Source organism: Haemophilus haemolyticus M19501 (assembly GCF_000222025.1).
GTDB lineage: Bacteria > Pseudomonadota > Gammaproteobacteria > Enterobacterales > Pasteurellaceae > Haemophilus > Haemophilus haemolyticus_G.
On sequence record NZ_AFQO01000008.1, the window covers coordinates 57308 to 83082 of the forward strand.

20 protein-coding genes and 1 tRNA gene are annotated in these 25775 nt (G+C 37.0%); 13 read left to right on the top strand and 8 right to left on the bottom strand.

The window, feature by feature from the left end; genetic code table 11:
- The first annotated feature begins 42 nt into the window (after positions 1 to 42).
- The 6 genes from mukE to ftnA (GG9_RS03735) all read left to right on the top strand — a co-directional run bounded on the left by mukE (position 43) and on the right by ftnA (GG9_RS03735) (position 9374).
- Positions 43 to 777, top strand: a complete 735-nt coding sequence (gene mukE, locus GG9_RS03760) for a chromosome partition protein MukE (RefSeq protein ID WP_005631681.1) — start codon at positions 43 to 45, stop codon at positions 775 to 777.
- The gene (mukB, locus tag GG9_RS03755; protein ID WP_005631684.1) at positions 777 to 5309 is read left to right on the top strand and encodes a chromosome partition protein MukB; all 4533 of its coding nucleotides are present in this window, start codon (positions 777 to 779) and stop codon (positions 5307 to 5309) included. The genes mukE and mukB overlap by 1 nt, the downstream gene beginning before the upstream one ends.
- Before the next feature lie 69 nt (positions 5310 to 5378).
- The gene (locus tag GG9_RS03750) at positions 5379 to 6254 is read left to right on the top strand and encodes a DMT family transporter (protein WP_005631685.1); all 876 of its coding nucleotides are present in this window, start codon (positions 5379 to 5381) and stop codon (positions 6252 to 6254) included.
- 12 nt (positions 6255 to 6266) lie between these two features.
- Positions 6267 to 7688 carry an exodeoxyribonuclease I gene (gene sbcB / locus GG9_RS03745; protein WP_005631687.1) on the top strand — a complete coding sequence of 474 codons (1422 nt, stop codon included), beginning with the start codon at positions 6267 to 6269 and terminating at the stop codon, positions 7686 to 7688.
- Between the two features lie 684 nt (positions 7689 to 8372).
- Positions 8373 to 8861, top strand: coding sequence for a non-heme ferritin (gene ftnA / locus GG9_RS03740; RefSeq protein WP_032825091.1), 489 nt, complete (start codon positions 8373 to 8375; stop codon positions 8859 to 8861).
- Positions 8862 to 8876: 15 nt separating this feature from the next.
- Positions 8877 to 9374 carry a non-heme ferritin gene (gene ftnA / locus GG9_RS03735; protein ID WP_005631690.1) on the top strand — a complete coding sequence of 166 codons (498 nt, stop codon included), beginning with the start codon at positions 8877 to 8879 and terminating at the stop codon, positions 9372 to 9374.
- Positions 9375 to 9490: 116 nt separating this feature from the next.
- Here ftnA (GG9_RS03735) and GG9_RS0108750 read toward each other — a convergent pair.
- A tRNA-Leu gene (locus tag GG9_RS0108750) sits at positions 9491 to 9576 on the bottom strand.
- Between the two features lie 284 nt (positions 9577 to 9860).
- On the opposite strand from GG9_RS0108750, the gene fnr reads away from it, so the two are divergent.
- From fnr to GG9_RS03720, 3 genes are all read left to right on the top strand, one after another.
- On the top strand, positions 9861 to 10634 hold the full coding sequence (gene fnr / locus GG9_RS03730; RefSeq protein WP_005631691.1) for a fumarate/nitrate reduction transcriptional regulator Fnr: 774 nt from the start codon (positions 9861 to 9863) through the stop codon (positions 10632 to 10634).
- A gap of 133 nt (positions 10635 to 10767) precedes the next feature.
- Positions 10768 to 11697, top strand: coding sequence for a universal stress protein UspE (gene uspE, locus GG9_RS03725; RefSeq protein ID WP_005631692.1), 930 nt, complete (start codon positions 10768 to 10770; stop codon positions 11695 to 11697).
- 205 nt (positions 11698 to 11902) lie between these two features.
- A complete protein-coding gene (locus GG9_RS03720; protein WP_005631693.1) occupies positions 11903 to 12739 on the top strand; it encodes a DUF4198 domain-containing protein in 837 nt (278 codons plus the stop codon).
- An 83-nt stretch (positions 12740 to 12822) separates the two neighbouring features.
- Here the strand turns inward: GG9_RS03720 and purN are convergent, their stop codons facing one another.
- Entirely contained in the window at positions 12823 to 13461 is a 639-nt protein-coding gene (gene purN / locus GG9_RS03715; RefSeq protein WP_005631694.1) for a phosphoribosylglycinamide formyltransferase, read from the bottom strand.
- 54 nt (positions 13462 to 13515) lie between these two features.
- Positions 13516 to 14550 carry a phosphoribosylformylglycinamidine cyclo-ligase gene (gene purM, locus GG9_RS03710; RefSeq protein ID WP_005631696.1) on the bottom strand — a complete coding sequence of 345 codons (1035 nt, stop codon included), beginning with the start codon at positions 14548 to 14550 and terminating at the stop codon, positions 13516 to 13518.
- A gap of 179 nt (positions 14551 to 14729) precedes the next feature.
- Here purM and GG9_RS03705 point away from each other — a divergent pair, with 179 nt between their 5' ends.
- The 3 genes from GG9_RS03705 to trpA are packed head-to-tail and all read left to right on the top strand — an operon-like array spanning position 14730 to position 17507.
- Positions 14730 to 15488 carry an SDR family oxidoreductase gene (locus GG9_RS03705; protein ID WP_005631698.1) on the top strand — a complete coding sequence of 253 codons (759 nt, stop codon included), beginning with the start codon at positions 14730 to 14732 and terminating at the stop codon, positions 15486 to 15488.
- Positions 15489 to 15504: 16 nt separating this feature from the next.
- A complete protein-coding gene (gene trpB / locus GG9_RS03700) occupies positions 15505 to 16701 on the top strand; it encodes a tryptophan synthase subunit beta (RefSeq protein WP_005631699.1) in 1197 nt (398 codons plus the stop codon).
- Positions 16701 to 17507, top strand: a complete 807-nt coding sequence (gene trpA / locus GG9_RS03695; protein WP_005631700.1) for a tryptophan synthase subunit alpha — start codon at positions 16701 to 16703, stop codon at positions 17505 to 17507. Before trpB ends, trpA begins: the two co-directional genes overlap by 1 nt.
- A gap of 46 nt (positions 17508 to 17553) precedes the next feature.
- Here the strand turns inward: trpA and GG9_RS03690 are convergent, their stop codons facing one another.
- The gene (locus GG9_RS03690; RefSeq protein ID WP_005631701.1) at positions 17554 to 17910 is read right to left on the bottom strand and encodes a DsrE/DsrF/TusD sulfur relay family protein; all 357 of its coding nucleotides are present in this window, start codon (positions 17908 to 17910) and stop codon (positions 17554 to 17556) included.
- A 25-nt stretch (positions 17911 to 17935) separates the two neighbouring features.
- The gene (locus GG9_RS03685; protein ID WP_005631702.1) at positions 17936 to 18889 is read right to left on the bottom strand and encodes an oxidoreductase; all 954 of its coding nucleotides are present in this window, start codon (positions 18887 to 18889) and stop codon (positions 17936 to 17938) included.
- Positions 18890 to 18947: 58 nt separating this feature from the next.
- Here GG9_RS03685 and ybaK point away from each other — a divergent pair, with 58 nt between their 5' ends.
- Positions 18948 to 19424 (top strand): Cys-tRNA(Pro) deacylase, encoded by a 477-nt coding sequence (gene ybaK, locus GG9_RS03680; RefSeq protein WP_005631703.1) that lies wholly within the window; start codon positions 18948 to 18950, stop codon positions 19422 to 19424.
- A gap of 45 nt (positions 19425 to 19469) precedes the next feature.
- Here ybaK and recD read toward each other — a convergent pair whose 3' ends face one another.
- The 3 genes from recD to GG9_RS03665 all read right to left on the bottom strand — a co-directional run bounded on the left by recD (position 19470) and on the right by GG9_RS03665 (position 25748).
- Complete coding sequence (gene recD, locus GG9_RS03675; RefSeq protein WP_005631704.1) at positions 19470 to 21392, bottom strand: exodeoxyribonuclease V subunit alpha; 1923 nt, start codon at positions 21390 to 21392, stop codon at positions 19470 to 19472.
- The gene (gene recB / locus GG9_RS03670) at positions 21392 to 25027 is read right to left on the bottom strand and encodes an exodeoxyribonuclease V subunit beta (protein ID WP_005631705.1); all 3636 of its coding nucleotides are present in this window, start codon (positions 25025 to 25027) and stop codon (positions 21392 to 21394) included. The genes recD and recB overlap by 1 nt, the downstream gene beginning before the upstream one ends.
- Before the next feature lie 136 nt (positions 25028 to 25163).
- On the bottom strand, positions 25164 to 25748 hold the full coding sequence (locus GG9_RS03665; RefSeq protein ID WP_005631706.1) for a tetratricopeptide repeat protein: 585 nt from the start codon (positions 25746 to 25748) through the stop codon (positions 25164 to 25166).
- Positions 25749 to 25775: the final 27 nt, after the last annotated feature.

Consider the following 25775-nt stretch of genomic DNA (forward strand, 5'->3'; position numbering starts at 1 on the left):
CGAAGAAAGTAACTGAATAAAGTTTTAATAGAGAAATAACCTATGACAGACAACCTTCAAGATGTAATTTCCCCAAAACTCGCTGTGGCGATTGCAAATCCAATATTTCCAGCGGTGGATAGTCTATTGCGCTCGGGTCGCCATATCAGCACGGAGCACTTAGATAATCACGCATTTTTAATGGATTTCCAAAATGAATTATACGGATTTTATCGTCGCTATAATGTGGAACTAATTCGTGCTCCAGAAGGATTTTTCTATCTTCGTCCGAAAGCAACGACATTAATTGCGCGTTCTGTGCTTTCTGAGTTGGAAATGCTTGTTGGTAAAGTGCTTTGTTATCTTTATTTAAGCCCAGAACGTTTAGCTCAACAGGGCATTTTTAGTACACAAGAAGTGTATGATGAATTACTAAATCTTGCCGATGAAGGAAAATTATTAAAAGCAGTTAATCAGCGTTCAAGTGGCTCTGACCTAGATAAACAAAAATTGGCAGAAAAAGTGCGGGCAGCAATTGGTCGTTTACGTCGTCTAGGTATGATTCAAACTGTTGGCGAACAAAATAGTGGTAAATTTACGATTTCTGAATCTGTATTTCGTTTTGGTGCAGAAGTGCGTAGCGGAGATGATCCATTAGAGGCGCAAGCTCGACTCATTCGTGATGGGGAAGCGGCAACACCAGAATCCTTAGCGTTAGAAAAACAAGCGCAATTAATGGAAAACGATACGGAAAGTGCGGATGAAATTGACGAAGAATTTGACGGAGAACAAGAATAATGTCTGATGTTTTTGAATTAGAAAATGAAATCGAATTAGAGAGCGATGAAGTCATTATGGAAAATGAAAACGTCGAAGAAATCGTTGAAGCACCTATGCCTTTTAGCATGACGCCAAATAATGGTGTAGAGCGTGGTAAATTCCGTTCTTTAACCTTAATTAACTGGAATGGTTTTTTTGCCCGTACTTTCGATTTAGATGAATTAGTTACCACGCTTTCTGGTGGTAACGGTGCGGGTAAATCAACCACAATGGCTGGATTTGTGACAGCATTAATTCCAGATTTAACCCTTTTACATTTCCGTAATACTACTGAAGCAGGCTCTACAGGCGGTTCTCGCGATAAAGGTTTACATGGTAAATTACGTCCAGGTGTTTGTTACGCGGTATTAGATACCATTAATTCTCGCCATCAACGTATTCTTGTTGGTGTGCGTCTGCAACAAATTGCGGGGCGAGATAAAAAGGTTGATTTAAAAACTTTCTCAATTCAAGGTGTTGAATTATCTCAAAATCCGACCGCACTTTTCACTGAAACAGTAGGCGAACGTCAAGCACGCGTCCTTAATTTAAACGAACTCAAAGATAAAATTGAAAATATCGGTGCTCAATTCAAACAATATCATTCCATCACCGATTATCACGGCATGATGTTCGATTTAGGTATTATTCCGAAACGTTTACGTTCAGCATCAGACCGAAGCAAATTCTATAAACTTATTGAAGCGTCTTTATACGGTGGTATTTCCAGTGCAATCACACGTTCTTTACGTGATTATTTATTGCCAGAAAATTTAGGTGTGCGCAAAGCTTTCCAAGATATGGAAAGTGCATTGCGTGAGAACCGTATGACTTTAGAAGCGATTAAGGTCACGCAATCAGATCGCGATTTATTCAAACATTTAATTACTGAAACCACCAACTATGTTGCTTCGGATTATATGCGTAATGCGAATGAACGCCGTGGCAATATTGAGGCTGCATTAGAATCTCGTCGCGAGTGGTATAAAGCAAAAGCAGAGCAGAATTTATCTCAACATCGTTTAGTTGATTTAAGTCGAGAAGCGGCTGAATTGGCAGAAAATGAACGTATTTTAGAAGTTGATCACCAAAGTGCGGTTGATCATCTTAATTTAGTGTTAAATGCTTTACGTCACCAAGAAAAAATCACGCGTTATCAAGAAGATATTGCAGAACTCACCGAGCGTTTAGAAGAACAAAAAATGGTGGTTGAAGATGCGAATGATGCATTAGAAGAAAGCCAAGCCCAATTTGAGCAAACCGAAATAGAAATTGATGCGGTGCGTGCCCAATTAGCAGACTATCAACAAGCATTAGATGCCCAGCAAACTCGCGCACTTCAATATCAACAAGCCATTGCTGCTCTTGAAAAAGCGAAAACATTATGTGGTTTAGCGGATTTAAGTGTTAAAAATGTAGAAGATTATCATGCAGAATTTGAAGCTCATGCAGAAAGTTTGACGGAAACCGTACTTGAGCTTGAGCACAAAATGTCTATTTCTGAAGCAGCGAAATCTCAGTTCGATAAAGCGTACCAATTAGTATGTAAAATTGCGGGTGAAATGCCTCGTTCTGCGGCGTGGGAAAGTGCGAAAGAATTATTACGTGAATATCCAAGCCAAAAATTGCAGGCACAACAAACGCCACAACTTCGCACAAAATTAAATGAACTTGAGCAACGTTATGCACAACAACAAAGTGCGGTCAAATTACTTAATGATTTTAATCAACGTGCTAATTTAAGTTTACAAACAGCAGAAGAATTAGAGGATTATCACGCAGAGCAAGAAGCGTTAATTGAAGATATTTCTGCTGAACTTTCAGAACAAGTGGAAAACCGTTCTACGCTTCGTCAAAAACGTGAAAATTTAACCACACTTTATGATGAAAATGCGCGTAAAGCACCGGCATGGCTGACAGCTCAAGCTGCATTAGAACGTTTAGAGCAGCAAAGTGGCGAGACGTTTGAACATAGTCAAGATGTGATGAACTTTATGCAATCACAACTTGTGAAAGAACGTGAACTCACGATGCAGCGTGATCAACTTGAACAAAAACGTTTGCAATTAGATGAACAAATTTCTCGTTTAAGTCAGCCAGATGGTTCAGAAGATCCTCGTTTAAATATGCTGGCAGAACGTTTTGGTGGTGTGCTGCTTTCAGAGCTTTACGATGATGTAACAATTGAAGATGCGCCTTATTTCTCCGCACTTTACGGGCCTGCGCGTCATGCTATTGTTGTGCGTGATCTCAATGCTGTGCGTGAACAACTTGCGCAATTAGAAGATTGCCCTGATGATTTGTATTTAATTGAAGGCGATCCTACCGCATTTGACGATAGCGTATTATCCGCACAAGAACTTGAGCTAGGTGTTGTCGTGCAAGTTTCAGATCGTGAATTACGCTATTCAAGATTCCCTGAAATTCCGCTATTTGGGCGTGCAGCACGTGAAAAACGTTTAGAAGAATTACAAATTGAACGTGATGAAGTGGCAGAACAACATGCCCAAATTGCGTTTGATGTACAAAAATGCCAACGTTTACACGAACATTTCAGCCAATTTGTTGGGTTGCATTTGGCTCTGGCGTTCCAGCCAAATCCAGAAGAGCTAATGTCTGAAATTAATCGCGAACGCAATGAAATTGATCGTGAATTAAACCAATTTAATAGCGGCGAACAACAATTACGTATTCAATTAGATAATGCAAAAGAAAAACTGCAATTACTTAATAAATTGATTCCACAACTCAATGTATTAGCTGATGAGGATTTAATTGATCGTATTGAAGAATGTCGCGAGCAATTAGATATTGCAGAGCAAGATGAATATTTTATTCGTCAATATGGCGTAACGTTGTCACAATTAGAGCCGGTTGCAAATAGTTTACAAAGTGATCCTGAAAATTACGAAGGATTAAAAAATGAATTAACTCAATCGATTGAGCGTCAAAAACAAGTTCAACAACGTGTATTTGCGTTAGCTGATGTTGTACAACGTAAACAGCATTTTGGTTATGAAGATGCAGGGCAGGCTGAAACTTCTGAACTCAACGAAAAACTTCGCCAACGTTTAGAACAAATGCAGGCACAGCGAGATACGCAACGTGAGCAAGTTCGTCAAAAACAAAGTCAATTTGCAGAATATAATCGCGTATTGATTCAGTTACAAAGCTCTTACGATAGTAAATATCAGCTCTTAAATGAGTTGATTGGTGAAATTAGCGATCTTGGCGTGAGAGCTGATGATGGTGCTGAAGAACGTGCCCGTATCCGTCGTGATGAATTACATCAACAACTTTCAACAAGCCGTCAGCGTCGTTCTTATGTAGAAAAACAACTCACATTAATTGAAAGCGAAGCGGACAACTTAAATCGTCTTATTCGTAAAACCGAACGTGATTATAAAACTCAACGTGAATTAGTTGTAGCAGCGAAAGTGAGTTGGTGTGTAGTTTTACGTCTATCACGTAATTCTGATATGGAAAAACGCCTCAATCGCCGAGAGCTTGCCTATTTATCTGCAGATGAATTACGTTCAATGTCAGATAAAGCATTAGGTGCGTTGCGTACAGCAGTGGCAGATAATGAATATCTACGTGATAGTCTAAGAATGTCTGAAGATAGTCGCAAACCTGAAAATAAAGTGCGGTTCTTTATTGCGGTGTATCAGCACCTACGTGAACGTATTCGCCAAGACATTATTAAGACGGATGATCCAATTGATGCCATTGAACAAATGGAAATTGAGCTTTCTCGCTTAACGGCTGAATTAACTGGTCGTGAGAAAAAATTGGCAATCAGTTCTGAAAGTGTAGCAAATATTATGCGTAAAACGATTCAGCGTGAACAAAATCGTATTCGTATGCTCAATCAAGGTTTGCAAAACATCTCGTTTGGTCAAGTGAAATCTGTGCGTTTGGTAGTGAATATTCGTGATACCCATGCCATGTTGTTGGATGCACTTTCTGGTCAGCAAGATGAATATCAAGACTTATTTAACGACAACCGCATTACTTTCTCTGAAGCTATGGCGAAGCTCTATCAACGCATTAATCCACATATTGATATGGGACAACGCACAGCACAAACAATCGGCGAAGAATTGTTAGATTACCGTAATTATCTTGAACTTGAAGTGGAAGTATTCCGTGGCGCAGATGGTTGGTTACGTGCCGAAAGTGGCGCACTTTCTACTGGTGAAGCTATCGGTACAGGTATGTCAATTCTCTTAATGGTTGTTCAAAGTTGGGAAGAAGAAAGCCGTCGAATTCGTGGTAAAGATATTGTGCCTTGTCGCTTGTTGTTCTTAGATGAAGCAGCGCGTTTAGACGGTAAATCTATTTCTACCTTATTTGAGCTTTGTGAACGTTTAGATATGCAGTTACTTATTGCTGCGCCAGAAAACATTAGCCCAGAAAAAGGTACAACCTATAAACTCGTGCGTAAAATCGCAGGCAACCAAGAGCACGTACACGTTGTTGGTTTACGCGGATTCGGTGCGACAGAATAAAAAATAGAAGGGAAGTGCGGTTAAAATTTTAAGATTTTTGACCGCACTTTAATTATATAAGGAATTTAAATGCACAATCTTATTCTTGCCATTCTTTGTAGCGTAGCGGTTTCAGTTTTACTAAAAATTGCCCGTAAAAAAAATATTATTATTGAACAAGCTATCGCATTCAACTACATCACAGCCATTACTTTTAGTTATTTCTTACTCAAACCTGATTTTAAAGGCTTAGAATTTACTGATTACATTGTACAAAGCGAAAACTCACCCATTTTTTTAGCACTAGGTTTATTGCTACCTAGCGTGTTTATTATTATGTCAAAAGCGGTGGAGTTTGCTGGAATTGTACGTTCTGATGCTGCACAACGTCTTTCGTTGTTTCTTCCTATTTTATCGGCATTTTTAATTTTTCATGAAACACTAAGCCAATCTAAAATCATTGGCGTTGTATTAGCCTTTATAGGTTTATTTTGTTTATTAACTAAGCCAAATCAAGGGCAAAGTGCGGTAAATTTTAAAGGTGTTTTAGGATTAATCGGCGTGTGGTTTGGGTATGGCATTATTGATATTTTATTCAAACAAGTGGCGAAAAGCGGCGGTGCATTTCCTGCAACATTGTTTATTTCTTTTTCGCTTGCAGCTTGCGTTATGTTTATCTATTTATTCCTAAAACGTGCCCAATGGACATCATCAAGTGTAATTGGTGGCATCGTTTTAGGTGTATTGAATTTCTTTAATATTTTATTCTACATAAAAGCACATCAAAGTTTTGCTGGAAATCCAACGCTTGTTTTTGCGGGAATGAACATTGGAGTGATTTGTTTAGGTACGATAATTGGCGCATTAGTTTTTAAAGAAAAAATCAGTAAGCTAAATTGGATAGGTATTATTTTTAGTTTATCAGCTATTTTCTGCCTATATTATTTAGATAAACTTATTGCGTAAAAGAGAGTAGTCATGGCAAAAGATTTCAGCTTTTTTATTTACGATTATGAAAGTTTTGGTGTAAATCCAGCAACAGATCGCCCTGCGCAATTTGCGGGTATTCGTACAGACGCTGATTTTAATATTATTGGCGAACCAATAATGTTTTATTGTAAACAAACCAATGATTATTTACCGGCTCCTGAAGCGGTAATGGTGACAGGAATTACACCACAAGAATGTAATGAAAAGGGGCTTTCTGAGCCTGAATTCGCCGCAAATATCTTAGCAGAATTTTCCCAACCCAATACTTGTGTCATGGGCTATAACAATATTCGCTACGATGATGAAATGACGCGTTATACGTTTTATCGTAATTTCATTGATCCTTATGAATACAGCTGGAAAAACGGGAATTCACGCTGGGATTTGTTAGATTTAGTGCGAGCCTGTTATGCCTTGCGTCCAGAAGGAATTAATTGGGCTTATGACGATGATGGAATGCCAAGTTTCCGTTTAGAAAAACTCACTAAAGCAAATGGTATTGAGCATGAAAATGCTCACGATGCCATGGCGGATGTATATGCAACTATTGCTATGGCGAAACTAATTAAAGAAAAACAGCCTAAATTATTCCAATATTTCTTTGAAAACCGAGGTAAAAAAGAAATCGAAAAATTGGTTGATACAGGTGCAATGACACCTTTAGTGCATGTTTCTGGGATGTTAGGGAATTATCGTGGAAATTGCACTTGGGTTGCACCTTTAGCTTGGCATCCGACAAATCAAAACGCATTAATTGTGTGTGATTTAACTGGCGATATCAATAATTTATTAGCCAAAAGTGCGGATGAATTACGAGCAGATTTATATACCAAAAAATTGGAATTAGAAGAAAGGGGAGTTTCATCTGTTCCATTAAAGCTTGTGCATATCAATAAATGTCCTATTTTAGCGCCCGCCAAAACCTTGTTACCAGAAACAGCAAATCGCTTGGGTATTGATCGACAATTATGTTTGGATAATCTTGCAAAATTACGAGCATCTTTTGATATTCGTGAAAAAGTGGCTGATATTTTTAATGAAGAACGTCAATTTGAATCGAATGATAATGTAGAAACTGAGCTATACAATGGCTTTTTCAGCAATGCTGATAAAAATAATATGTCTATTTTACGTAGTTTACCTGCAGAAAAATTAGCTGAACACGGTTTAGCTTTTGAAGATAAACGTATCCCTGAATTATTGTTCCATTATCGTGCTCGTCATTTTTATAAAACCCTCACACGCGCTGAACAAATTAAATGGCAAAAATACCGACAGAATAAACTTGAAAAAAGTGCGGTAGATTTTGAATCAAGTTTACAACGTTTAGCAGAGAAACATTCAGATAATCCTGAAAAACTATCTTTATTACAACAAGTATATGAATACGGTATAAAATTACTAGGTTAGTCGATACGTTGTCACATTTTGTCAAAAAGCACGTTTCAAGAAAAACGTGCTTTTTTGTTGTTTTTTTCTGGGAAGAATTATCCCCAAAATTATTCAGATTTTACGTAGCGTAATCGCATAGATTTAGCTTATGTCACTTTACATTTCCTTTACATTTCAATTTATTCGTTCAATAACTCTATAAAATGACGCGTTACAACGTGTTATTTATCCTTATATTGTCTTGTTTTAGTAGTATCTGTGACTTGTGTATAACTCTGTGATTTATTTAATCCGTAGTTTCCGCTAACCCGATAACTAATTTCGTATAATGTATATTATGTTAAATTAACTGGGTATAAAGTAACTTTTGTGAGGCGATCAAAAAGGATACTCTGCTTCTTCTCTAGTTAAAGTTATAAGATTTAATTTTGGAGTTGGATTGCGCTACGTAAAATCTAAATGAATTTATGGATGGGATATTATTAATAATTTAAAATCTTTTTTATTGTGACAACGTCATATTTGATTTGTATAGAATTATGTAAATGATAATAATTGTTTTTTTATTTTTCTTTTTAAAATTAATGAGTTATATAAATTTTTTTTGATAAAAAACTTGCAATTATCATTTGTGAATTTAAAATGATTGCCGCAAATTACGCTTTATTGCATTTTATCAATCAAAACGGAAAGGAATTAGTTATGCTTAATCAAATAATCATAAACAAGCTGAACGACCAAATTAACTTAGAGTTCTACTCTTCTAATGTTTATTTACAAATGAGTGCATGGTGTTCAAAACACGGTTATGAGGGGGCTGCTGCCTTCTTACTTCGTCATGCTGATGAAGAATTAGAACATATGCAAAAATTGTTTAATTATGTAAGTGAAACTAGTGGTATGCCTATTTTAGGAAAAATTGATGCACCTAAACATGATTATTCTTCATTAAGAGAAGTTTTTGAAATAACTTTAGAACATGAAAAATTAGTCACTTCAAAAATCAATGAATTAGTTGAAGTTACTTTTGAAAGCAAAGACTACTCTGCTTTTAACTTTTTGCAGTGGTATGTAGCAGAACAGCATGAAGAAGAAAAATTATTTAGTGGCATTATTGATAGATTTAATCTTGTTGGCGAAGATGGCAAAGGATTATTCTTTATTGATCGTGAACTAGCAACTTTGGAATAGATAGGAGAAAATAATATGTTATCAGAAAATGTAGTAAAACTATTAAACGATCAAATGAATTTAGAGTTTTATTCTTCTAATTTATATTTACAAATGAGTGCTTGGTGCGAGCAAAAAGGTTTTGAAGGGGCAGCAAAATTTTTATCAGCTCATGCTGCTGAAGAAATGCAACACATGCGTAAATTATTTACTTATTTAAATGAGACAGGCTCAGTTGCTCTAATTTCTGCAATTGAAGCACCATCACACGAATATAAATCATTAAAAGAAGTGATTGAAATTACCTATGAACATGAGAAATTGATTACAAGTAAAATCAATGAATTAGTAGGTAAAACTTTTGAAGAAAAAGACTACTCTGCATTTAATTTCCTACAATGGTATGTAGCAGAACAGCATGAAGAAGAAAAATTATTCAGTGGCATCTTGGATAAATTGAATCTTCTTGGCGAAGATGGTAAAGGTTTATTCTTAGTTGATAAAGATTTAGGTAATCTTGCTAACGAAGCTTAGTCTAAGAGTATAAAATATTTATGAGCCTAGTATTACACTAGGCTTATTTTTTTATTTGAGATATGGATTTTATAAAGAAAAACCCCGCATAAAATTATGCGAGGTTAAAATAAATATGGTGCCTAGGGTCGGACTCGAACCGACACGTTTATTCAACGGCGGATTTTGAATCCGCTGCGTCTACCAATTTCGCCACCCAGGCTTAATGGTTTTGAATTATACGTATATATAAATGTGTGACAAGTAAAATTTATTAGAAACAATTCATTTGTTTTAAAAATGAGCAAGGATTTTCTGTTTTCTAAAAATATCGCCAAATAAATGCAATAACTAAAATACATAACATGATTAAAATCTGAATCAGCCGTTTTTTTGTTAATTTTTCTGCTGCCATAATGCTTTACTCTTCTTAAAATGACTATTTAGTGGTATAATTATTGAGTTAGATCAATTTTACACTAATTTTTCGAAATATTTGAGGCTTACATGAAAAATTTCGTTGCAGAAACCAAGGCAGGACGCCGGGTTCAATCGGGAGGTTGTGCTATTCATTGCCAGGATTGCAGTATTAGTCAACTTTGTATTCCTTTTACGCTGAACGAACATGAATTAGATCAGCTTGATAATATTATCGAACGAAAGAAACCCATCCAAAAATCACAAGTTCTTTTTAAAGCAGGTGATTCCCTCAATTCAATTTATGCAATCCGCTCTGGTACGATTAAAAGCTACACTATTAGTGAATCTGGCGAAGAACAAATCACTTCATTCCATTTACCTGGTGATTTAGTTGGATTTGATGCAATTACTCAAATGCAACACCCTAGTTTTGCACAAGCTTTAGAGACTGCAATGGTATGCGAAATTCCTTATGATATTTTGGATGATTTAGCAGGTAAAATGCCAAAATTGCGCCAACAAATTTTGCGCTTAATGAGTAATGAAATTAAAAGTGATCAAGAAATGATTTTGTTACTGTCCAAAATGAATGCAGAAGAACGTTTGGCTGCTTTTATTCATAATCTTTCTAAACGATACTCTGCCCGTGGTTTTTCAGCTAAAGAATTCCGCTTAACGATGACGCGTGGTGATATTGGTAACTATCTAGGTTTAACCGTTGAAACTATCAGTCGATTATTGGGACGCTTTCAAAAACTAGGCGTTCTTACAGTACAAGGAAAATATATTACAATTAATGATCTCAATGCTTTAATTAAATTAACTGGCACGAATAAAACCAAAATAACATTAGTTGAATAATTTTTAAGGCGTGAATTTCACGCCTTTTTTGTATTCATTAAAAATAAATTTTGCACTAGATCACCTTTTTGAAAATCGAACCTTGCCATTCAAAAGATTCTTTCTTATTCTATGGTGAATTTTGGAGGTTGTTATGAAATTTAAAAATATCCTGGTTGTTCTCAATCCTGAAAATGAAAAACAATATGCCCTTGCGCGTGCCGTGCGTTTGGTGAAAGAACAAAAAAATGAAACTAAGGTAAAAATCACCGCACTTTTATCTGTATATGACTTATCTTATGAAATGTCGGCTTTACTTTCTTCTGAAGAACGTTCAGAAATGCATCAACAAGTAATCAAAAAACACCGACATGCGGTTCAATATTACTTAGATAAATATGCAGATCCTGAAATTGAATTGCAATCTCACATTGTTTGGAATAGTAATGAAGCTGAGGCGATTAAAGAAGAAGTCGAAGGCAACAATTATGATCTTGTGGTGAAATATACTAAAGATGAAGAAAGTTTTACCTCACTTATTTTCACACCAGTGGATTGGCAGCTTCTTCGTAAATGCCCTGTTCCTGTTTTGATGGTTCGCGATGGCGATTGGAAACATCAACGCCGTATTCTTGTGGCAGTAAATGTTTCTGGTGAGCAAGACTATCAAGATGAATTTAATCAAGAATTAGTGGAAACAGGTATGTCACTCGCTGAAAATTTAAATCGTGGCAATGTTCACTTAGTTGCCGCTTACCCTTCTGCTCCAATCAACATGGCTATTGATTTACCAGAATTTAATACTTCAGGCTATGAAAATGGTATTCGTGGCCAACATCTTATTAATATGAAAGCATTGCGTCAAAAATTTGGTATTAGTGAAGACCATACTCATGTGCGTGAAGGTTTCCCTGAAGAAGTGATTCCTGAAGTCGCAAAAGAAATTGAAGCTGAGTTAGTGATTTTAGGCACAGTTGGCCGTACAGGTTTATCAGCTGCATTATTAGGCAATACTGCGGAACATGTGATTAGTAAATTAAGTTGTAATTTATTAGGCATTAAGCCATCTAAAAAAGACGATTAATAACAGTCATCTACATTTAGACATTCCCTAAGTACTAAGTATTTAGGGAATTTTTTTATATGCTTTATATAGATGTTTTGTGATCTAGATCACAAATCTTAAATTTTTTCTAAATCACCATTTAAATGATAGTTATTTTCATTTAATATTCGAGCTCATTTTATAAATGCTCACCTCTATTCTCTATTTTTTATTAAGGAAAGGTATGAAAAAAACATTAATTGCAAGTTTATTGGTTTTAGCTGGTGCAGCGCAAGCTCATGAAGTTTGGGTTCAAGCGCCTGCAAAATTGGCATCTGGTTCTGTATTAAAAGCAGAATTAGCTTATGGGGACTACCCTTACGTAGAAAAAATTCCTGAAGCACGTTTAAAAATTTTTGCTCCAATGGAAATTATTCATCAAGATGGTGAAAAACAAACCTTAGTTCAAAAAGGTGAAAACTATCAATATCAATCAGAGAAAGCATTGTCTGATGGCTCTTATTGGATAACAGCGACCTATAAACCAACTTTTTGGTCACAAAATGCTGAAGGTTGGAAAATGGATAATTTAAAAGGATTAGAAAATCCAACTTATTGCGAACAAACTCAAATGTTTGGTAAAAGTTTTATTACTGTAGGGAAAAAGCCATTAAATGCAGAAATGGCAATGACAAGAGTAGGTTTACCGCTTGAAATTGTTCCTTTGCGTGATCCTAGCAAAGTGAAATCAGGCGAACCCTTCCCTGTTCAAATTTTCTACCAAGATCAGCCATTAGCGGGCGAAACTGTAATTGCAACCGCTGATACTATTGTCGTGAAAGATCTTGAAGCAAGTACAAGCCATCGTGAACCACAAGGTTTTTCAGGTAAAACAGATAGTCAAGGACGTGTGAATATCATCCCATTAATTGATGGTATTTGGAAAATTAAAGTTATTCATAAAACACCATTTGCAGATCAACAAATTTGTCAGCAATCTGCAAGCTATAGCACATTAATTTTACCGGTTGGTAAAGGATTAGCTAAATTACCACCAAAACCAGAACACCATCATCATTAATCTTGAAAGTGCGGTGGAATTTCACCGCACTTTTACATCCTAATTCAATAAAAAATACAAAAATAGTCTATCTAAATTCTAAGTTATTCATTTGCATATCCAGATTTTGGCAGAGCTTTTCCATCTAAATATGCCAAATTATCTTTAAGTCTTAACCTCCCTTCGGTAAACCATTTAATCACAAGCGGATAAATTTGGTATTCTTGCTCACGGGTTCTAGCTTCCACTTCTTCGATGCTATCTTCAGGGAAGATTGGCAATTTTGCTTGTAAGACAATCGCACCACCATCTACTTCTTCATTGACAAAATGAACGGTTGTGCCGTGTTCATTGTCGCCTGCTTCAATCGCACGTTGGTAGGTGTTTAAGCCTGCGTATTTAGGAAGAAGAGAAGGATGGATATTTAACATTTTCCCTGCAAAACGTTGAGTAAATTTTGGGGTAAGAATTTTCATATAACCAGCAAGGACGATCAAATCTACGGCTAGGCTTTGCAAATAATCGCCAATGGCGTCGTCCATTTCGAGGTTATTAGCAAAATTTTTGCGAAGAAAGACCGCTTGTGGAATCTGTGCTTGTTTGGCTCGAACTAAGCCGTAAGCATCAGCTTTGTTACTTACCACACAAGCAATTTTGGCGGGAATATCGCCTGAATGGCAGGCATCAATAATAGTTTGTAAATTCGTTCCTTGACCAGAAATAAGGACGGCAATTTTTTTCATTTTCTTCCTTATAGAAATCAGCCCCAAAGGGCTGAATTGAAATTTAAGATTTTATTATTGAATCTCAACTTGTGCTTCGCCTTCGCCAAGATATTCAATTTTGCCAATAACCCACGCTTTTTCGCCCGCTTGTTCAAGCAATGCAAGAGCGGTTTCAACCTCTTTTTCTGGTAATGCAATTACCATACCTACGCCACAGTTAAAGGTGCGATACATTTCATAACGGCTGATATTGCCTTTTTCTTGTAACCAATTGAAAATCGCAGGCCATTGCCAGCTTGATTCATCAATCACCGCTTTTGTGTTTTCAGGTAATACACGCGGGATATTTTCCCAGAAGCCACCACCTGTTAAGTGAGCAATGGCGTGAACTTCAGTCTGTTTGATAAGTTGTAAAATAGACTTCACATAGATTTTGGTGGGTGCTAAAAGGTGTTCACTAAGTGGTTTGCCTTCTAATAAGTCCGCTGAATTTGCACCGCTCACTTCAAGTACTTTGCGAATTAACGAATAACCGTTTGAGTGTGCACCGCTTGAACCAAGAGCAATAAGTGTGTCGCCTGTTTTCACGGCTGTGCCGTCAATAATCTCTGATTTTTCTACCACGCCCACGCAGAAACCTGCTAAGTCGTAATCGCCTTCGTGATACATTCCTGGCATTTCGGCGGTTTCGCCACCCACTAATGCACAGCCAGACATTTCACAACCATCTGCAATGCCTTTGATTACATCTGCTGCCACATCTACTTCTAATTTACCTGTTGCATAGTAATCTAAGAAGAAAAGCGGTTCTGCCCCTTGCACGATTAAATCGTTTACACACATTGCCACTAAATCCTGACCAATGGTATCGTGTTTTTTCAAGTCAATCGCAAGGCGTAATTTTGTACCCACGCCGTCTGTACCAGAAACTAAAATTGGCTCTTTATATTTGGTTGGTAAAGCACATAATGCTCCGAAACCACCCAATCCGCCCATGACTTCAGGGCGGCGAGTGCGTTTTACATCGCCTTTGATACGTTCGACTAATTCATTCCCAGCGTGAATATCGACGCCAGCATCTTTGTAGCTCAGTTGTGTGTTGCTCACGATTAACCTCAATCAGTTGAAATAAAAATTGGGCAGATTATATCATTAAGCAAACGTTTGCGGTATTGTTAAATTAATTCATTTAATGGCATTTTTAAAATTAAAAGGAAATTGCTTGCAATCAAAATTTATTTGTACTACTTTAATAGTACAAATAAGCTCAAGATCTAGGAGAAAAAATGAAAACTACTACTGCATTAGTTACAGGTGCAACCGCAGGCTTTGGCTTGGCAATCTGTAAGAAATTGATAGAAGCAGGCTATAAAGTGATTGGCACGGGCAGACGTGCAGATCGATTAGCAGAAATCCATTCACAATTAGGTAACAATTTTCTACCGCTTGCCTTTGATATTCGCGATGAACAAGCCACAATTAACGCTCTAAATACCCTTCCTGAAGGTTGGCAAGCGGTCGATTTATTAGTGAATAATGCAGGTTTAGCCTTGGGATTAGAGCCAGCACATAAAGCGGATTTACAAGATTGGCATCAGATGATCGATACCAACATCAAAGGATTGGTTACTATCACTCGTCTTGTGTTGCCGAATATGGTGGCTCGTAATCACGGGCAGATTATCAATTTGAGTTCAATTGCCGGTACTTATCCTTATGCAGGCAGTAATGTATATGGTGGAACTAAAGCTTTTGTCACACAATTTAGCTTAAATTTACGAGCCGATCTGGCAGGCACAAAAATTCGAGTAAGCAATGTTGAACCGGGTTTATGTGGCGGTACGGAGTTCTCTAATGTGCGTTTTCACGGCGATGATGAAAGAGCTGCAAAGGTGTATGAAAACGTACAATCAGTTCAGCCTGAAGATATTGCGAACATTGTATTATGGCTTCATCAACAACCTGAACACGTGAACATTAATCGTATTGAAGTAATGCCAACCGCTCAATCTTTTGCAGGAATGAGCGTTTCAAAAGAAAAATAAAATAATAGGAAAAAATATGTCAGACACACTTCTTAACCCTTATTTTGGCGAATTTGGCGGAATGTATGTGCCAGAAATTTTAGTGCCTGTTTTAAAGCAATTAGAACAAGCCTTTGTGGAAGCTCAAAATGATCCTACATTCCAAGCAGAATTTGCTGATTTACTCAAAAATTATGCGGGCAGACCGACCGCACTTACTCTTTGTCGTAACTTAACCAAAGGTACAAAAACTAAACTTTATCTTAAACGTGAAGATTTATTACACGGTGGTGCACACAAAACCAACCAGGTGTTAGGGCAAATTTTATTGGCTAAACGTATGGGCAAAACGCGTATTATTGCCGAAACAGGTGCGGGTCAGCATGGTGTTGCGACCGCCCTTGCTTGTGCTATGTTAGATATGCCGTGCCGTGTTTATATGGGGGCAAAAGATGTTGAGCGTCAATCACCGAATGTATTTCGTATGCGTTTAATGGGTACGGAAGTGATTCCTGTACAAAAAGGCTCTTGCTCTTTAAAAGACGCTTGTTGTGAAGCTATGCGTGATTGGTCAGCAAACTATGAAACCACCCATTATTTACTTGGAACCGCTGCAGGTCCTCACCCCTTCCCGACGATTGTGAGAGAATTTCAAAAAATGATTGGAATTGAGACGAAACGTCAAATTCTCGAACGAGAAGGTCGTTTACCTGATGCAGTGATTGCTGCGGTTGGCGGTGGTTCTAACGCAATTGGCATGTTTACTGATTTTATTGATGAACCAAATGTTCGTTTAATTGGTGTTGAACCTGCGGGGAAAGGCATAGAAAGCGGTGAACATGGCGCACCATTAGGTCATGCAAAAGTTGGCATTTATTTCGGGATGAAATCCCCTTTAATGCAAACAGAAGATGGTCAAGTAGAGGAATCCTACTCTGTTTCAGCTGGGCTAGACTTCCCTTCTGTTGGGCCTCAACATGCTTATTTACAAAGTATTGGACGAACAGAATATCCAAGTATTACCGATGATGAAGCATTGAATGCTTTCCAAGAGTTAGCTAAACATGAAGGCATTATTCCTGCATTAGAAAGCTCACACGCTCTTGCTCAAGCTTTAAAAATGATTCATCAAGAACCTAACAAAGAACAAATTTTAGTCGTGAATCTATCTGGCCGTGGTGATAAAGATATTTTCACTGTAGATAAAATTTTGACAGAAAAAGGAATGAAATAATGAGCCGTTTTGAAACTCAATTTGCTTCGCTTAAAGTAAAAAATGAAGGGGCATTTGTTCCTTTCGTCACCTTATGTGACCCTACTTTTGATCGCTCTTTTGACATCATCTGCACACTCGTGGATAACGGTGCGGACGCCTTAGAGCTGGGCTTTCCTTTTTCCGATCCGTTACTCGATGGCCCCGTGATCCAAGCGGCGAATAATCGCGCTTTAACTGCGGGACATAGCACTGAAGATAGCTTTAAGTTATTAGAAAAAGTGCGGTCAAAATATCCAGAGATTCCGATTAGCTTATTACTTTGTGCTAATTTAATTTTTGCCAAAGGTTTGGATGCTTTTTATCAACGTTGTGCAGAAGTTGGTGTTGATGCTGTGCTTGTGGCAGATATTCCGTTACTCGCAAAAGAAGATTATGTACAAGCAGCTAAAAAACACGGCATTCAACCGGTATTTATTTGCCCGCCAAATGCAGACGAAAAAACGATCCAAGGTGTAGCCGAAAATAGCGAGGGCTATACTTATTTAGTCTCACGCGCAGGCGTAACCAGTGCTGAAAATCAAGCTCACGCAGCAAATTTAGATACCCTTGTAGAACAGCTTAAGGCGCATAATGCCCCGCCAATTTTACAAGGCTTCGGCATTGCTCAACCAGAGCAAGTGAAAGAAGCATTGTCTTTAGGGACTACCGGTGCGATTTCAGGTTCGGCAACGGTGAAAATCATTGAGCGAAATTTAGATAATCATGAGCAATGTTTAGCTGAATTAGCTGAATTTGTTCAAGCAATGAAAGCTGCAACAAAATAAGCAAAAAAGAACCCGCACTTATGGCGGGTTTCTTTTATCGAGAAAATTAAAAATTTAATACTTTATCGGCTTCCATCGTCCAGTCTGCCAGCTCTGCTAACGTGCCTATTTCCACGCCCTCTGCCAACGGTAATTCAGTGATACCACGAGCATTTGTACAGGTTTTACAAAGTTTAATTGTCGCCCCTTGTGCCGTTAAAATTTCCAACATTTGTTGTAAATGATACCCTTCTGCTGGATTTTGTTTTGCTAAACCGCCAGTTACCGCATCAGACATTAAAAATATTTTTAAATTAACCGCACTTTTATGCTGCTCTTGCAACTGTAATGCTAAACGTAATGCACTAAAAAAATGTTCGTCCCCATAAGGGGATGAATGGATAATAAATAGAATATTTTGCATACTCTTCTCCTTAATTTTCTTGGTATTAATAACCTTGCTGATAAATTCCTTCCAACAATTTCACTGAAAGTAAGGCGAGATTAAAGCGTTGTTCATCTGCCACAGACCAAAATTCTACGCCATTTTCTACCGCACTTATTTGACTTAAATGAAGTTTTACTGATTCTTCGCCATTTTCTTGTTCTCCATTAAGTACAGGCGTAATTAAGGTTTCTTCTAAAGCAATAAGCTCGCTATTTTGAGGCTGATAGTCGAAATCATAGTCTGAAAGTGCGGTGACTTTTTGTGCCAATCCATAAAATACAGGTACTTGGATTGCGTGGAATGTAGCACGATCTAATTGAGGAAAAATTCGTTGTAATTGATTTGATAAATTAGGTGCTTGATATGGATAAACATCAAATGCTAAGCGCGTTTCTTCTTCATACAATGGAATACCGTTTAATAAACGGGCTGTTTGTCCCGCAAGTTTAGCCACGGTTTTTGCATCCGTATAAGAAGCTGGCAATAAAGAGGTGACAAACACTTGATTAAGATTCGTTTCTTGTAAAATCGGGGCAAGCGTTAAAGCAAGTTGGCTTACTTGTGGATCAGGCAAGCTAACAATGTTACGTTGTCTCAGTTCAAATAGTTGTGATTCATTTACCGTTGGAACAACAACGGGCACATCAGAAAGCGCACTACAAACGCCTAACATATCAATGACAATACAGCCCTGCTCTGCTGCTTGCGCAATATGGGCAACTTGCTCAAGTTTTCCTGCAAAAAAGACATAATTAAAATCAACCCACTCAACTTCATTTGGCGAAAGTTGTTCAACGCCTTTATTGCGAAAACGAATATTTTGTTCTTCTTCAAAAGGTGTTATTTCAATAATAGAAACGCTGCTAATTTCAAGCACACTTTGTTCTAAACGCTCTACAATTTTTTCACTTAATTCAAATTCTGCTGCTATCGCAATATTTAAGGTTGCGTCCATTTTTCTCTCCGCTGTAAAATAATCGGCATTATTTTACACCAAAACCAGGAACGAAATAATGACACCTGCAATTGATTTACTTAAAAAACAAAAAATTCCGTTTATCTTGCATACTTATGATCATGATCCGAATAATCAACATTTTGGTGATGAAGCGGCAGAGAAATTAGGCATTGATCCTAACCGCTCTTTTAAAACCTTACTTGTGGCGGAAAATGGCGATCAGAAAAAACTTGCTTGTTTTGTGCTTGCAACGGCCAATATGCTGAATTTAAAGAAAGCAGCAAAATCTATCGGTGTGAAAAAAGTAGAAATGGCAGATAAAGATGCAGCGCAAAAAAGTACAGGCTATCTTGTAGGTGGAATTAGCCCGCTAGGTCAAAAGAAACGCGTGAAAACCGTGATAAATTCAACCGCACTTGAGTTTGAAACGATTTATGTGTCAGGCGGAAAACGTGGGCTAAGCGTAGAAATTGCGCCACAAGATTTAGCAAAAGTATTAGGCGCAGAATTTACTGATATTGTTGATGAATAAGTGATGGACTTATAAATTTAAAGGCGGATTCATTCCGCCTTTTGACTACTTCAACTCTTCCAATAATTTACCCAATCCGCTCTGGCGTCTTACTGTCTGGCGAATTGCTGTTTTCCATATTTTTTCATCGGCAAATACAGTGAGTTCTTTTTTCGCACGAGTCACGCCCGTGAAAACTAATTCTCGCGACAGTACTGGATTTACTTCTGTTGGAAGTACCATTACAGTGTGTTCAAATTCTGAACCTTGAGATTTATGAATCGTCATCATAAAAGCGGGCTCATGTGCTGGAATTCGGCTTGTCAGCACTTCTCGATTGCCAAACCATACTTTACCATTTGCCAAGCACAGGCCAATATCGCCGTTATAAAGGCGAACATTATGATCGTTTTCAGTAATCATAATTGGCTTGCCTATATACCAATCTTGTTCATTACGGAACCAAAGCAATTTTTCCTCTCGCAACGCTAACGCGATTTCTTTATTGAGATTTTCAACACCTAAATCGCTATTACGAAGTGCGGTTAAAAATCTCACAGAATTAAACTGCGCTTGAATAGCCTCGGCATAGGAAATGCCTTGTTCATTTTTTGCATTAGGATCAATTTTTTGTTTACGTAAATCATCCAACATTTTTAAGAAAGTGCGGTAATTTTCCACCGCACTTTTCACCACTTGATTGACCGCATCGCTTTCATCATTTAGAGCATTAAAGTGCAATTCTTGTGGATAATGTTCAAATAACTCAAGGCTATCGTCTGCTTTGCCTTTTTGAATAAATTCAGCCAACTTGCCAATACCTGAATCTTTATCAAAACGGCGACTTTCTATTAGATGGCATAAACAATCACGTATTGGATTTGAACAATCAGCACCTTCTACTTTGTAGCCTGTTGTCGCTTGTAAATACGCAGCTTGTTCATCGCTATAAGGTTGATTAACAAATTGTGCCAATTCCCCCAATAGTGCCCCCGCCTCAACAGAGGCTAATTGCGCCTGATCGCCTAATAAAATTAATCGGGTTTCGGGCTTTAACGCATTGATAAGTTTTGCCATCATCGGCAAATCAATCATTGATGTTTCATCAACGACTAATACATCTAACTGCAAAGGGTTATGGCTGTTATATCGTGTGTAATCATTAAAGGCATTCACACCCAGTAAACTATGTAAAGTGCTGGCTTTTTGCGGAATCGCATTGAAAAGTGAATCGGATAAATTCATTTTTTCTTGCATAAAACCTAACGCATTTTTAATCGACTCTTCCAAACGAGAGGCAGCCTTACCAGTCGGTGCAACCAATTTGATGTGTAATTTACAATCAAATAATTCTTGTAGAACGAGCAGTAAACGCGTAACTGTGGTGGTTTTTCCTGTTCCTGGGCCGCCTGTAATAATCGAAAATGGACTTTTAATCGCCGTTGCCACCGCCACTTTTTGCCAATCTGTTTTTTCCTGTTTTTCAGGGAAATATTTATCCAATTTTTGACGAATTTCATCATAAGAAAAGGCTAAAGTGCGGTGTTTTTTTAAAGTGTTTTTTATGTATTGTGCGATACGGTATTCATCTTGCCAAGCGCGATAGAAATACAACGCGCCAAATTGAAATGCCATTGGCGCAATTTGATTGACGGGATCTTGCGTAAATGCCATATGCCCGCACAACGCACATTGCCAATCTTCCACAGCTAAATAACCAATTTTTTCACTAATTTCAGCTAAATAATCTTCTTCCGTTGTACGATAAGCCAAACCAAATAAATTATGTTCTAAATAGCGATCTAATTGGCTGCAAGTATTTCCCTGCGTATAACGCCAGCTACAAAGTGCGGCTAATAATATGGCTAAATTTTTGACTAGTTCCGCATAATCCGTATGGCATTGTTTATCAGCTATCAATTTAGCAAAATAATAATCACCTTGAGAAAGAATGCCCTGCTCTTTAAGTTTTTGTAATACAGATAACATTAAAACACCCCGTCTAATTCTGTGATTAATTCAACGCTTGGACGATCATAAAATACGCCAGATTGTGGCTCTCCGTTCATTCCACGTAAGAAAAGATAAAATACCCCGCCGAAATCTCGTGCATAATCGTAATGAGGCACAACGCTTTGTAAATAACGGTGTAATGCCAGCGTATAAATTAAATATTGCCAATCATAGTGACTGTGTAACATTTCTTTTTTCAATGCCTCTTGATTGTAATCAGCAAGGGTTGAACCTAAGAAATTAGATTTATAATCAACAAGATAATATTTCCCATTATGGCGGAAAACTAAGTCAATTGAACCTCTCACCATGCCCTGAATTTGTTCAAATTGAAGTGGCTCGCTTGACAAATGATGATGGGCTTTCAACGCGTGATTAAACGCTTCAACATCAAAATGTTCCCGAATAGCCAGATAAAATGGCATTTCTTTAATGCAATCTTTATTTGCCAAATCAGCTAATGCTATTCCTATTTCATGAGAAAGTGGCGTATGTGAAATCTGTTGTAGCCAATTTTGTAGCGGTTCTATAAAGGTTTCATCTAACTGTAAGGATTGTCTTAATTTGTCAATTTCTTCTGTATTTGCCAAGTCAGAAAAATAGTAATTTTCAAAATGACGATGCAATGCCGTCCCGACTTGTTTACCTCTTGGTAAATCTAAAATGTTTGATTTATTTTCGTTTAAAAGTGCGGTAGACATTTCAATAGCATTTTGGCTATCGTAATCTTTTGCGTCATCAAAAACAGCGTGTTTTTTACCCGCACTTTCAGTAAAATAATTTTGTCTGCGATGTGCTTGTTCAATTGAAGTAAAACTGGTTATTCGCCAATCTTGCTCAATATTGCCCGTAAATTCTGCGGCTTTAAGCTCATCATTTTTTGTATTGATTGATAAAGCCGGAAAAGCCTCTAGATTTGACTTAGTGCAGATGTCCACATTATCTTGCATTTTTTCTTTAAAGGTTTGCAACAATGTTTCGGTATTTTTAGAATCTGACAAATTTATTTCTTTGCCTATTTCGCCTTGGCTTAATACATAATGTAAGGCATTCCATTTTTTATCAAATTGACTAGGCAAAGCGAATGCCATTTGATATTTGGCACGCGTTAAAGCCACATAAAGTAAACGTAACTCTTCCGCAAACGTTTCTTCATAAAGTGCGTTTAAATTACGATTTTCCATATCCCATAAGGTTTCATCTCGTTCTTTAGAATAATAAATATTAATGTCTTTTTTACTTGGATCTTTGCTCGGCACAGCTAAAAATGGTAGCCAAACTAAATCGTATTCTAAGCCTTTAGATTTATGGATTGTCACTATTTTTACCAACTGACGTTCACTTTCTAAACGAATTTGAGCCTCTTGACGACCTTCGCCTTGAATTTGTTTTTCAAACCAACTGAGCAATGCCGCTTCACTTTCGTGTAGCGTGGCAGCTTGTTGTAAAATTTCTGCCAAATGTAGGAAATCCGTTAAATCTCGCTCGCCCGTGGCTTGACTTAATAATCGCTCTGAAATGCCTTGCTCCAATAAAATTTGATGTAGCATTGCCAATATTCCTTGGCGTTGCCAAGTTTGTTGATATTGAGCAAAGCTATCTGCCCAACGTTGCCAGTCTGCCTCATTTTGCTGAATTTGATGAATATCTGCTGTATTTAAGCCAAAAAGTGCAGTCGCAATTGCGTTCAAAATTAGACGTTCTGCCACATTCAAACAGGCTTTTAGCACCCAAGCTAATTCTTTCGCAACATTGCTATCAAATACGCTATTTTGATCAGAAAGATAAACTGACGCGATCCCCAATTTTTGCAATTCATTTTTTACTAAAGCCGCTTCATTTTTATCACGCACCAATACGGCAATATTCGCCGCTTGCACTGTTTTACAAGTATCTTCATTTTGAAAAACTGCCTGATTTTCTGCCGCACTTTTTAGCCAATGTTGAATAGAAATAGCACATATTTTTGCCATTTCAGTTTTATTCACTTTGTCACTTTCTGTCAGATAAAAACGATAAGCTGGTTCGGCTTTGCCATTTAAATAAAATCGCAGATGATCATCACGAGAATCAACAGCAGTAAAGTTAATATTTTGATAAATAAATGGCAATTGAGGAAAATCAAATAAAGCATTCACACCATCAACCAAATGCTTCTCTGACCGATAATTTTTAGTGAGTTCAAAGCGAGATTGAGCTTCGTCTGAGGCTTTTAGATAAGTAAAAATATCTGCACCACGGAAACGATAAATCGCCTGCTTCGGATCGCCAATCATAATAAAACCAGTATTTTTTTCGGGATTATCACGATAAATTTTTGAAAAAATAGCGTACTGTTGTGAATCCGTATCCTGAAATTCATCAATCATCGCAAAAGGATATTGGAAACGAATCATTTCCGCTAATTCATCTCCTTGCAAACCTTGCAAGGCTTCGCAAAGCAAACGCAATAAATCATCAAAGGATTTTTCTTGATGATTAAGTTTATAGTCTAAAAGTTTTTGTTGTAGCCCTTGGTGATAATGATAAAGAGTGAGTTTGCTTAGTAAATCTGGTGTCATTAAGGCATTAACACGCTTTTCAAGCTCTGCAAAAATCGGGGAATAAAAAGGCGTTGCGGGTTTTTTATCTTTATTTTTATCAGTTTGTTCTTCGTAATTTTTCTCAATAGATGATTGTAGGAAATAGTCTTTCAATGTGGTATTAATTTGATAATCTCTAGGATTATTTGACCATTGATTGATTTTATTAATCCAATCCCCTAAACGCTTTACTTGGTATTTTTTACGATTTAACGATTTCAACTGATCTTTTGGATAATCTTTCTCCAGTTCATTGGTAATAATCGCTGAAATTTCATCCGCACTTTCTAACCAAAATGCCTTTAATTCATTCAATGCTTTTTGATAACCACCAAGATATTGCGGTAAAAAGATTTGTATTGGTACAGATAACGCCTGTTTATTTTCAATCTCCACCTGCAAATCTTTACCTAAATCCGCTTTCAACAAAGACAACACATTTGCTGGCGATACTAATTCTGTCGCGATAAAATTCGCAGATTCAAAATCCAACGGATAAAAATGCTCTCGCCAAAATTCATTAGCAAAACGAGCTAACAAATCAGATTGATCTTTAATTAATTCTAAATTGAAGTGAATGCCAGAATGGAAAGCATATTGCATCAACATACGGCGACAAAAACCGTGAATGGTATAAATCGCCGCCAAATCCATATTTTGCTCAGCTAATTTTAAGCGATGAATTGCCTCAAAAATGTTTAAATTATCACAAAGTGTGGTAAGAAATTCATCATTTTTAAATGCGGATTTATCTTGGGTTTCTGCAAAGGCTGTGAGTTTATGAATCGCATCTGTTATACGCTCACGAATTTTTTTCTTAAGTTCTTCTGTCGCCATTTCCGTAAAGGTTACCACCAGAATTTCTTCCACATTTAACGGACGAGAAAAGTTATTTTCTCCAGCCTTTAATAAAAGTCGGAGATATAAAGAACCAATAGTATATGTTTTCCCTGTACCAGCAGATGCTTCGATTAAGCTAATTTGATTTAAAGGCAATGTGATGGGATTCAGTGGGATTGTTTCGGACATAGATTTTAACAGATGAGAACTAATGGCATTATTTTACAAAATTTGAAGTTAAAAATGCAAAAAAGACGCTTTTCAGCGTCTTAATAAATTTACTTTTTATAAAGTATTTATACAAATTTTAAGGAAAGTTAATCTATTACTTATTCTTATTTAGATAATTATATACTTCACAAGCTTCTTTTAAGCCATTATTACAGGCTTGCTTAAAAAATTTCTTTGCTTTTACTTTATCTCGCTTTATCTCAAATCTCTCTGCTTTACTAGAATCTAAATAAATTGTACCTAACTTAGCTTGAGCAGCAGGGTTACCTTGCTCAGCTAATTTTTCATACAATTTCATTGCCTCAGCATAATTTGCTGTCATACTCTCATAAATAACAGCTAAGTTTAACTGAGCATCTACGTGCCCCTGTTTAGCTGCTTTTTTATACCATTTAATACTTTCTAGTAAAACCTTACTTTTATTAGAATCTAAGAGAATCATAGGATCCTTTTGAAACATTAAGTGATACATCAAACCTAAATTAAATTGAGCTGATACGTTACCTTGTTCAGCCAAAGGTTCCCAAAGTTTCAAAGCTGTTTGGTAGTCTTCTTTTTCAAGAGCTTCAATACCTTGCTGTAATTGCTGTTCTGTTAAATCAGCCCAAGCAGTAGATTGAAAAGAAAAAATTAAAGTACCTAAAAGTACAGTGGTAAGAAATGTTTTTGTGAATTTCATATATAACCTTTAAATATATTAAAAAAT

What these genes read in the sequence shown, in the direction of transcription:
- fnr (WP_005631691.1), top strand. Translation starts at nt 9,861, where the DNA reads ATGAAAAATTTCGTTGCAGAAACCAAGGCAGGACGCCGGGTTCAATCG.
- mukE (WP_005631681.1), top strand. Translation starts at nt 43, where the DNA reads ATGACAGACAACCTTCAAGATGTAATTTCCCCAAAACTCGCTGTGGCG.
- GG9_RS03690 (WP_005631701.1), bottom strand. Translation starts at nt 17,910, where the DNA reads ATGCAAAATATTCTATTTATTATCCATTCATCCCCTTATGGGGACGAA.
- recB (WP_005631705.1), bottom strand. Translation starts at nt 25,027, where the DNA reads ATGTCCGAAACAATCCCACTGAATCCCATCACATTGCCTTTAAATCAA.
- purN (WP_005631694.1), bottom strand. Translation starts at nt 13,461, where the DNA reads ATGAAAAAAATTGCCGTCCTTATTTCTGGTCAAGGAACGAATTTACAA.
- ftnA (WP_032825091.1), top strand. Translation starts at nt 8,373, where the DNA reads ATGCTTAATCAAATAATCATAAACAAGCTGAACGACCAAATTAACTTA.
- uspE (WP_005631692.1), top strand. Translation starts at nt 10,768, where the DNA reads ATGAAATTTAAAAATATCCTGGTTGTTCTCAATCCTGAAAATGAAAAA.
- trpB (WP_005631699.1), top strand. Translation starts at nt 15,505, where the DNA reads ATGTCAGACACACTTCTTAACCCTTATTTTGGCGAATTTGGCGGAATG.
- sbcB (WP_005631687.1), top strand. Translation starts at nt 6,267, where the DNA reads ATGGCAAAAGATTTCAGCTTTTTTATTTACGATTATGAAAGTTTTGGT.
- GG9_RS03685 (WP_005631702.1), bottom strand. Translation starts at nt 18,889, where the DNA reads ATGGACGCAACCTTAAATATTGCGATAGCAGCAGAATTTGAATTAAGT.
- ybaK (WP_005631703.1), top strand. Translation starts at nt 18,948, where the DNA reads ATGACACCTGCAATTGATTTACTTAAAAAACAAAAAATTCCGTTTATC.
- trpA (WP_005631700.1), top strand. Translation starts at nt 16,701, where the DNA reads ATGAGCCGTTTTGAAACTCAATTTGCTTCGCTTAAAGTAAAAAATGAA.
- GG9_RS03720 (WP_005631693.1), top strand. Translation starts at nt 11,903, where the DNA reads ATGAAAAAAACATTAATTGCAAGTTTATTGGTTTTAGCTGGTGCAGCG.
- ftnA (WP_005631690.1), top strand. Translation starts at nt 8,877, where the DNA reads ATGTTATCAGAAAATGTAGTAAAACTATTAAACGATCAAATGAATTTA.
- mukB (WP_005631684.1), top strand. Translation starts at nt 777, where the DNA reads ATGTCTGATGTTTTTGAATTAGAAAATGAAATCGAATTAGAGAGCGAT.
- GG9_RS03750 (WP_005631685.1), top strand. Translation starts at nt 5,379, where the DNA reads ATGCACAATCTTATTCTTGCCATTCTTTGTAGCGTAGCGGTTTCAGTT.
- GG9_RS03705 (WP_005631698.1), top strand. Translation starts at nt 14,730, where the DNA reads ATGAAAACTACTACTGCATTAGTTACAGGTGCAACCGCAGGCTTTGGC.
- GG9_RS03665 (WP_005631706.1), bottom strand. Translation starts at nt 25,748, where the DNA reads ATGAAATTCACAAAAACATTTCTTACCACTGTACTTTTAGGTACTTTA.
- recD (WP_005631704.1), bottom strand. Translation starts at nt 21,392, where the DNA reads ATGTTATCTGTATTACAAAAACTTAAAGAGCAGGGCATTCTTTCTCAA.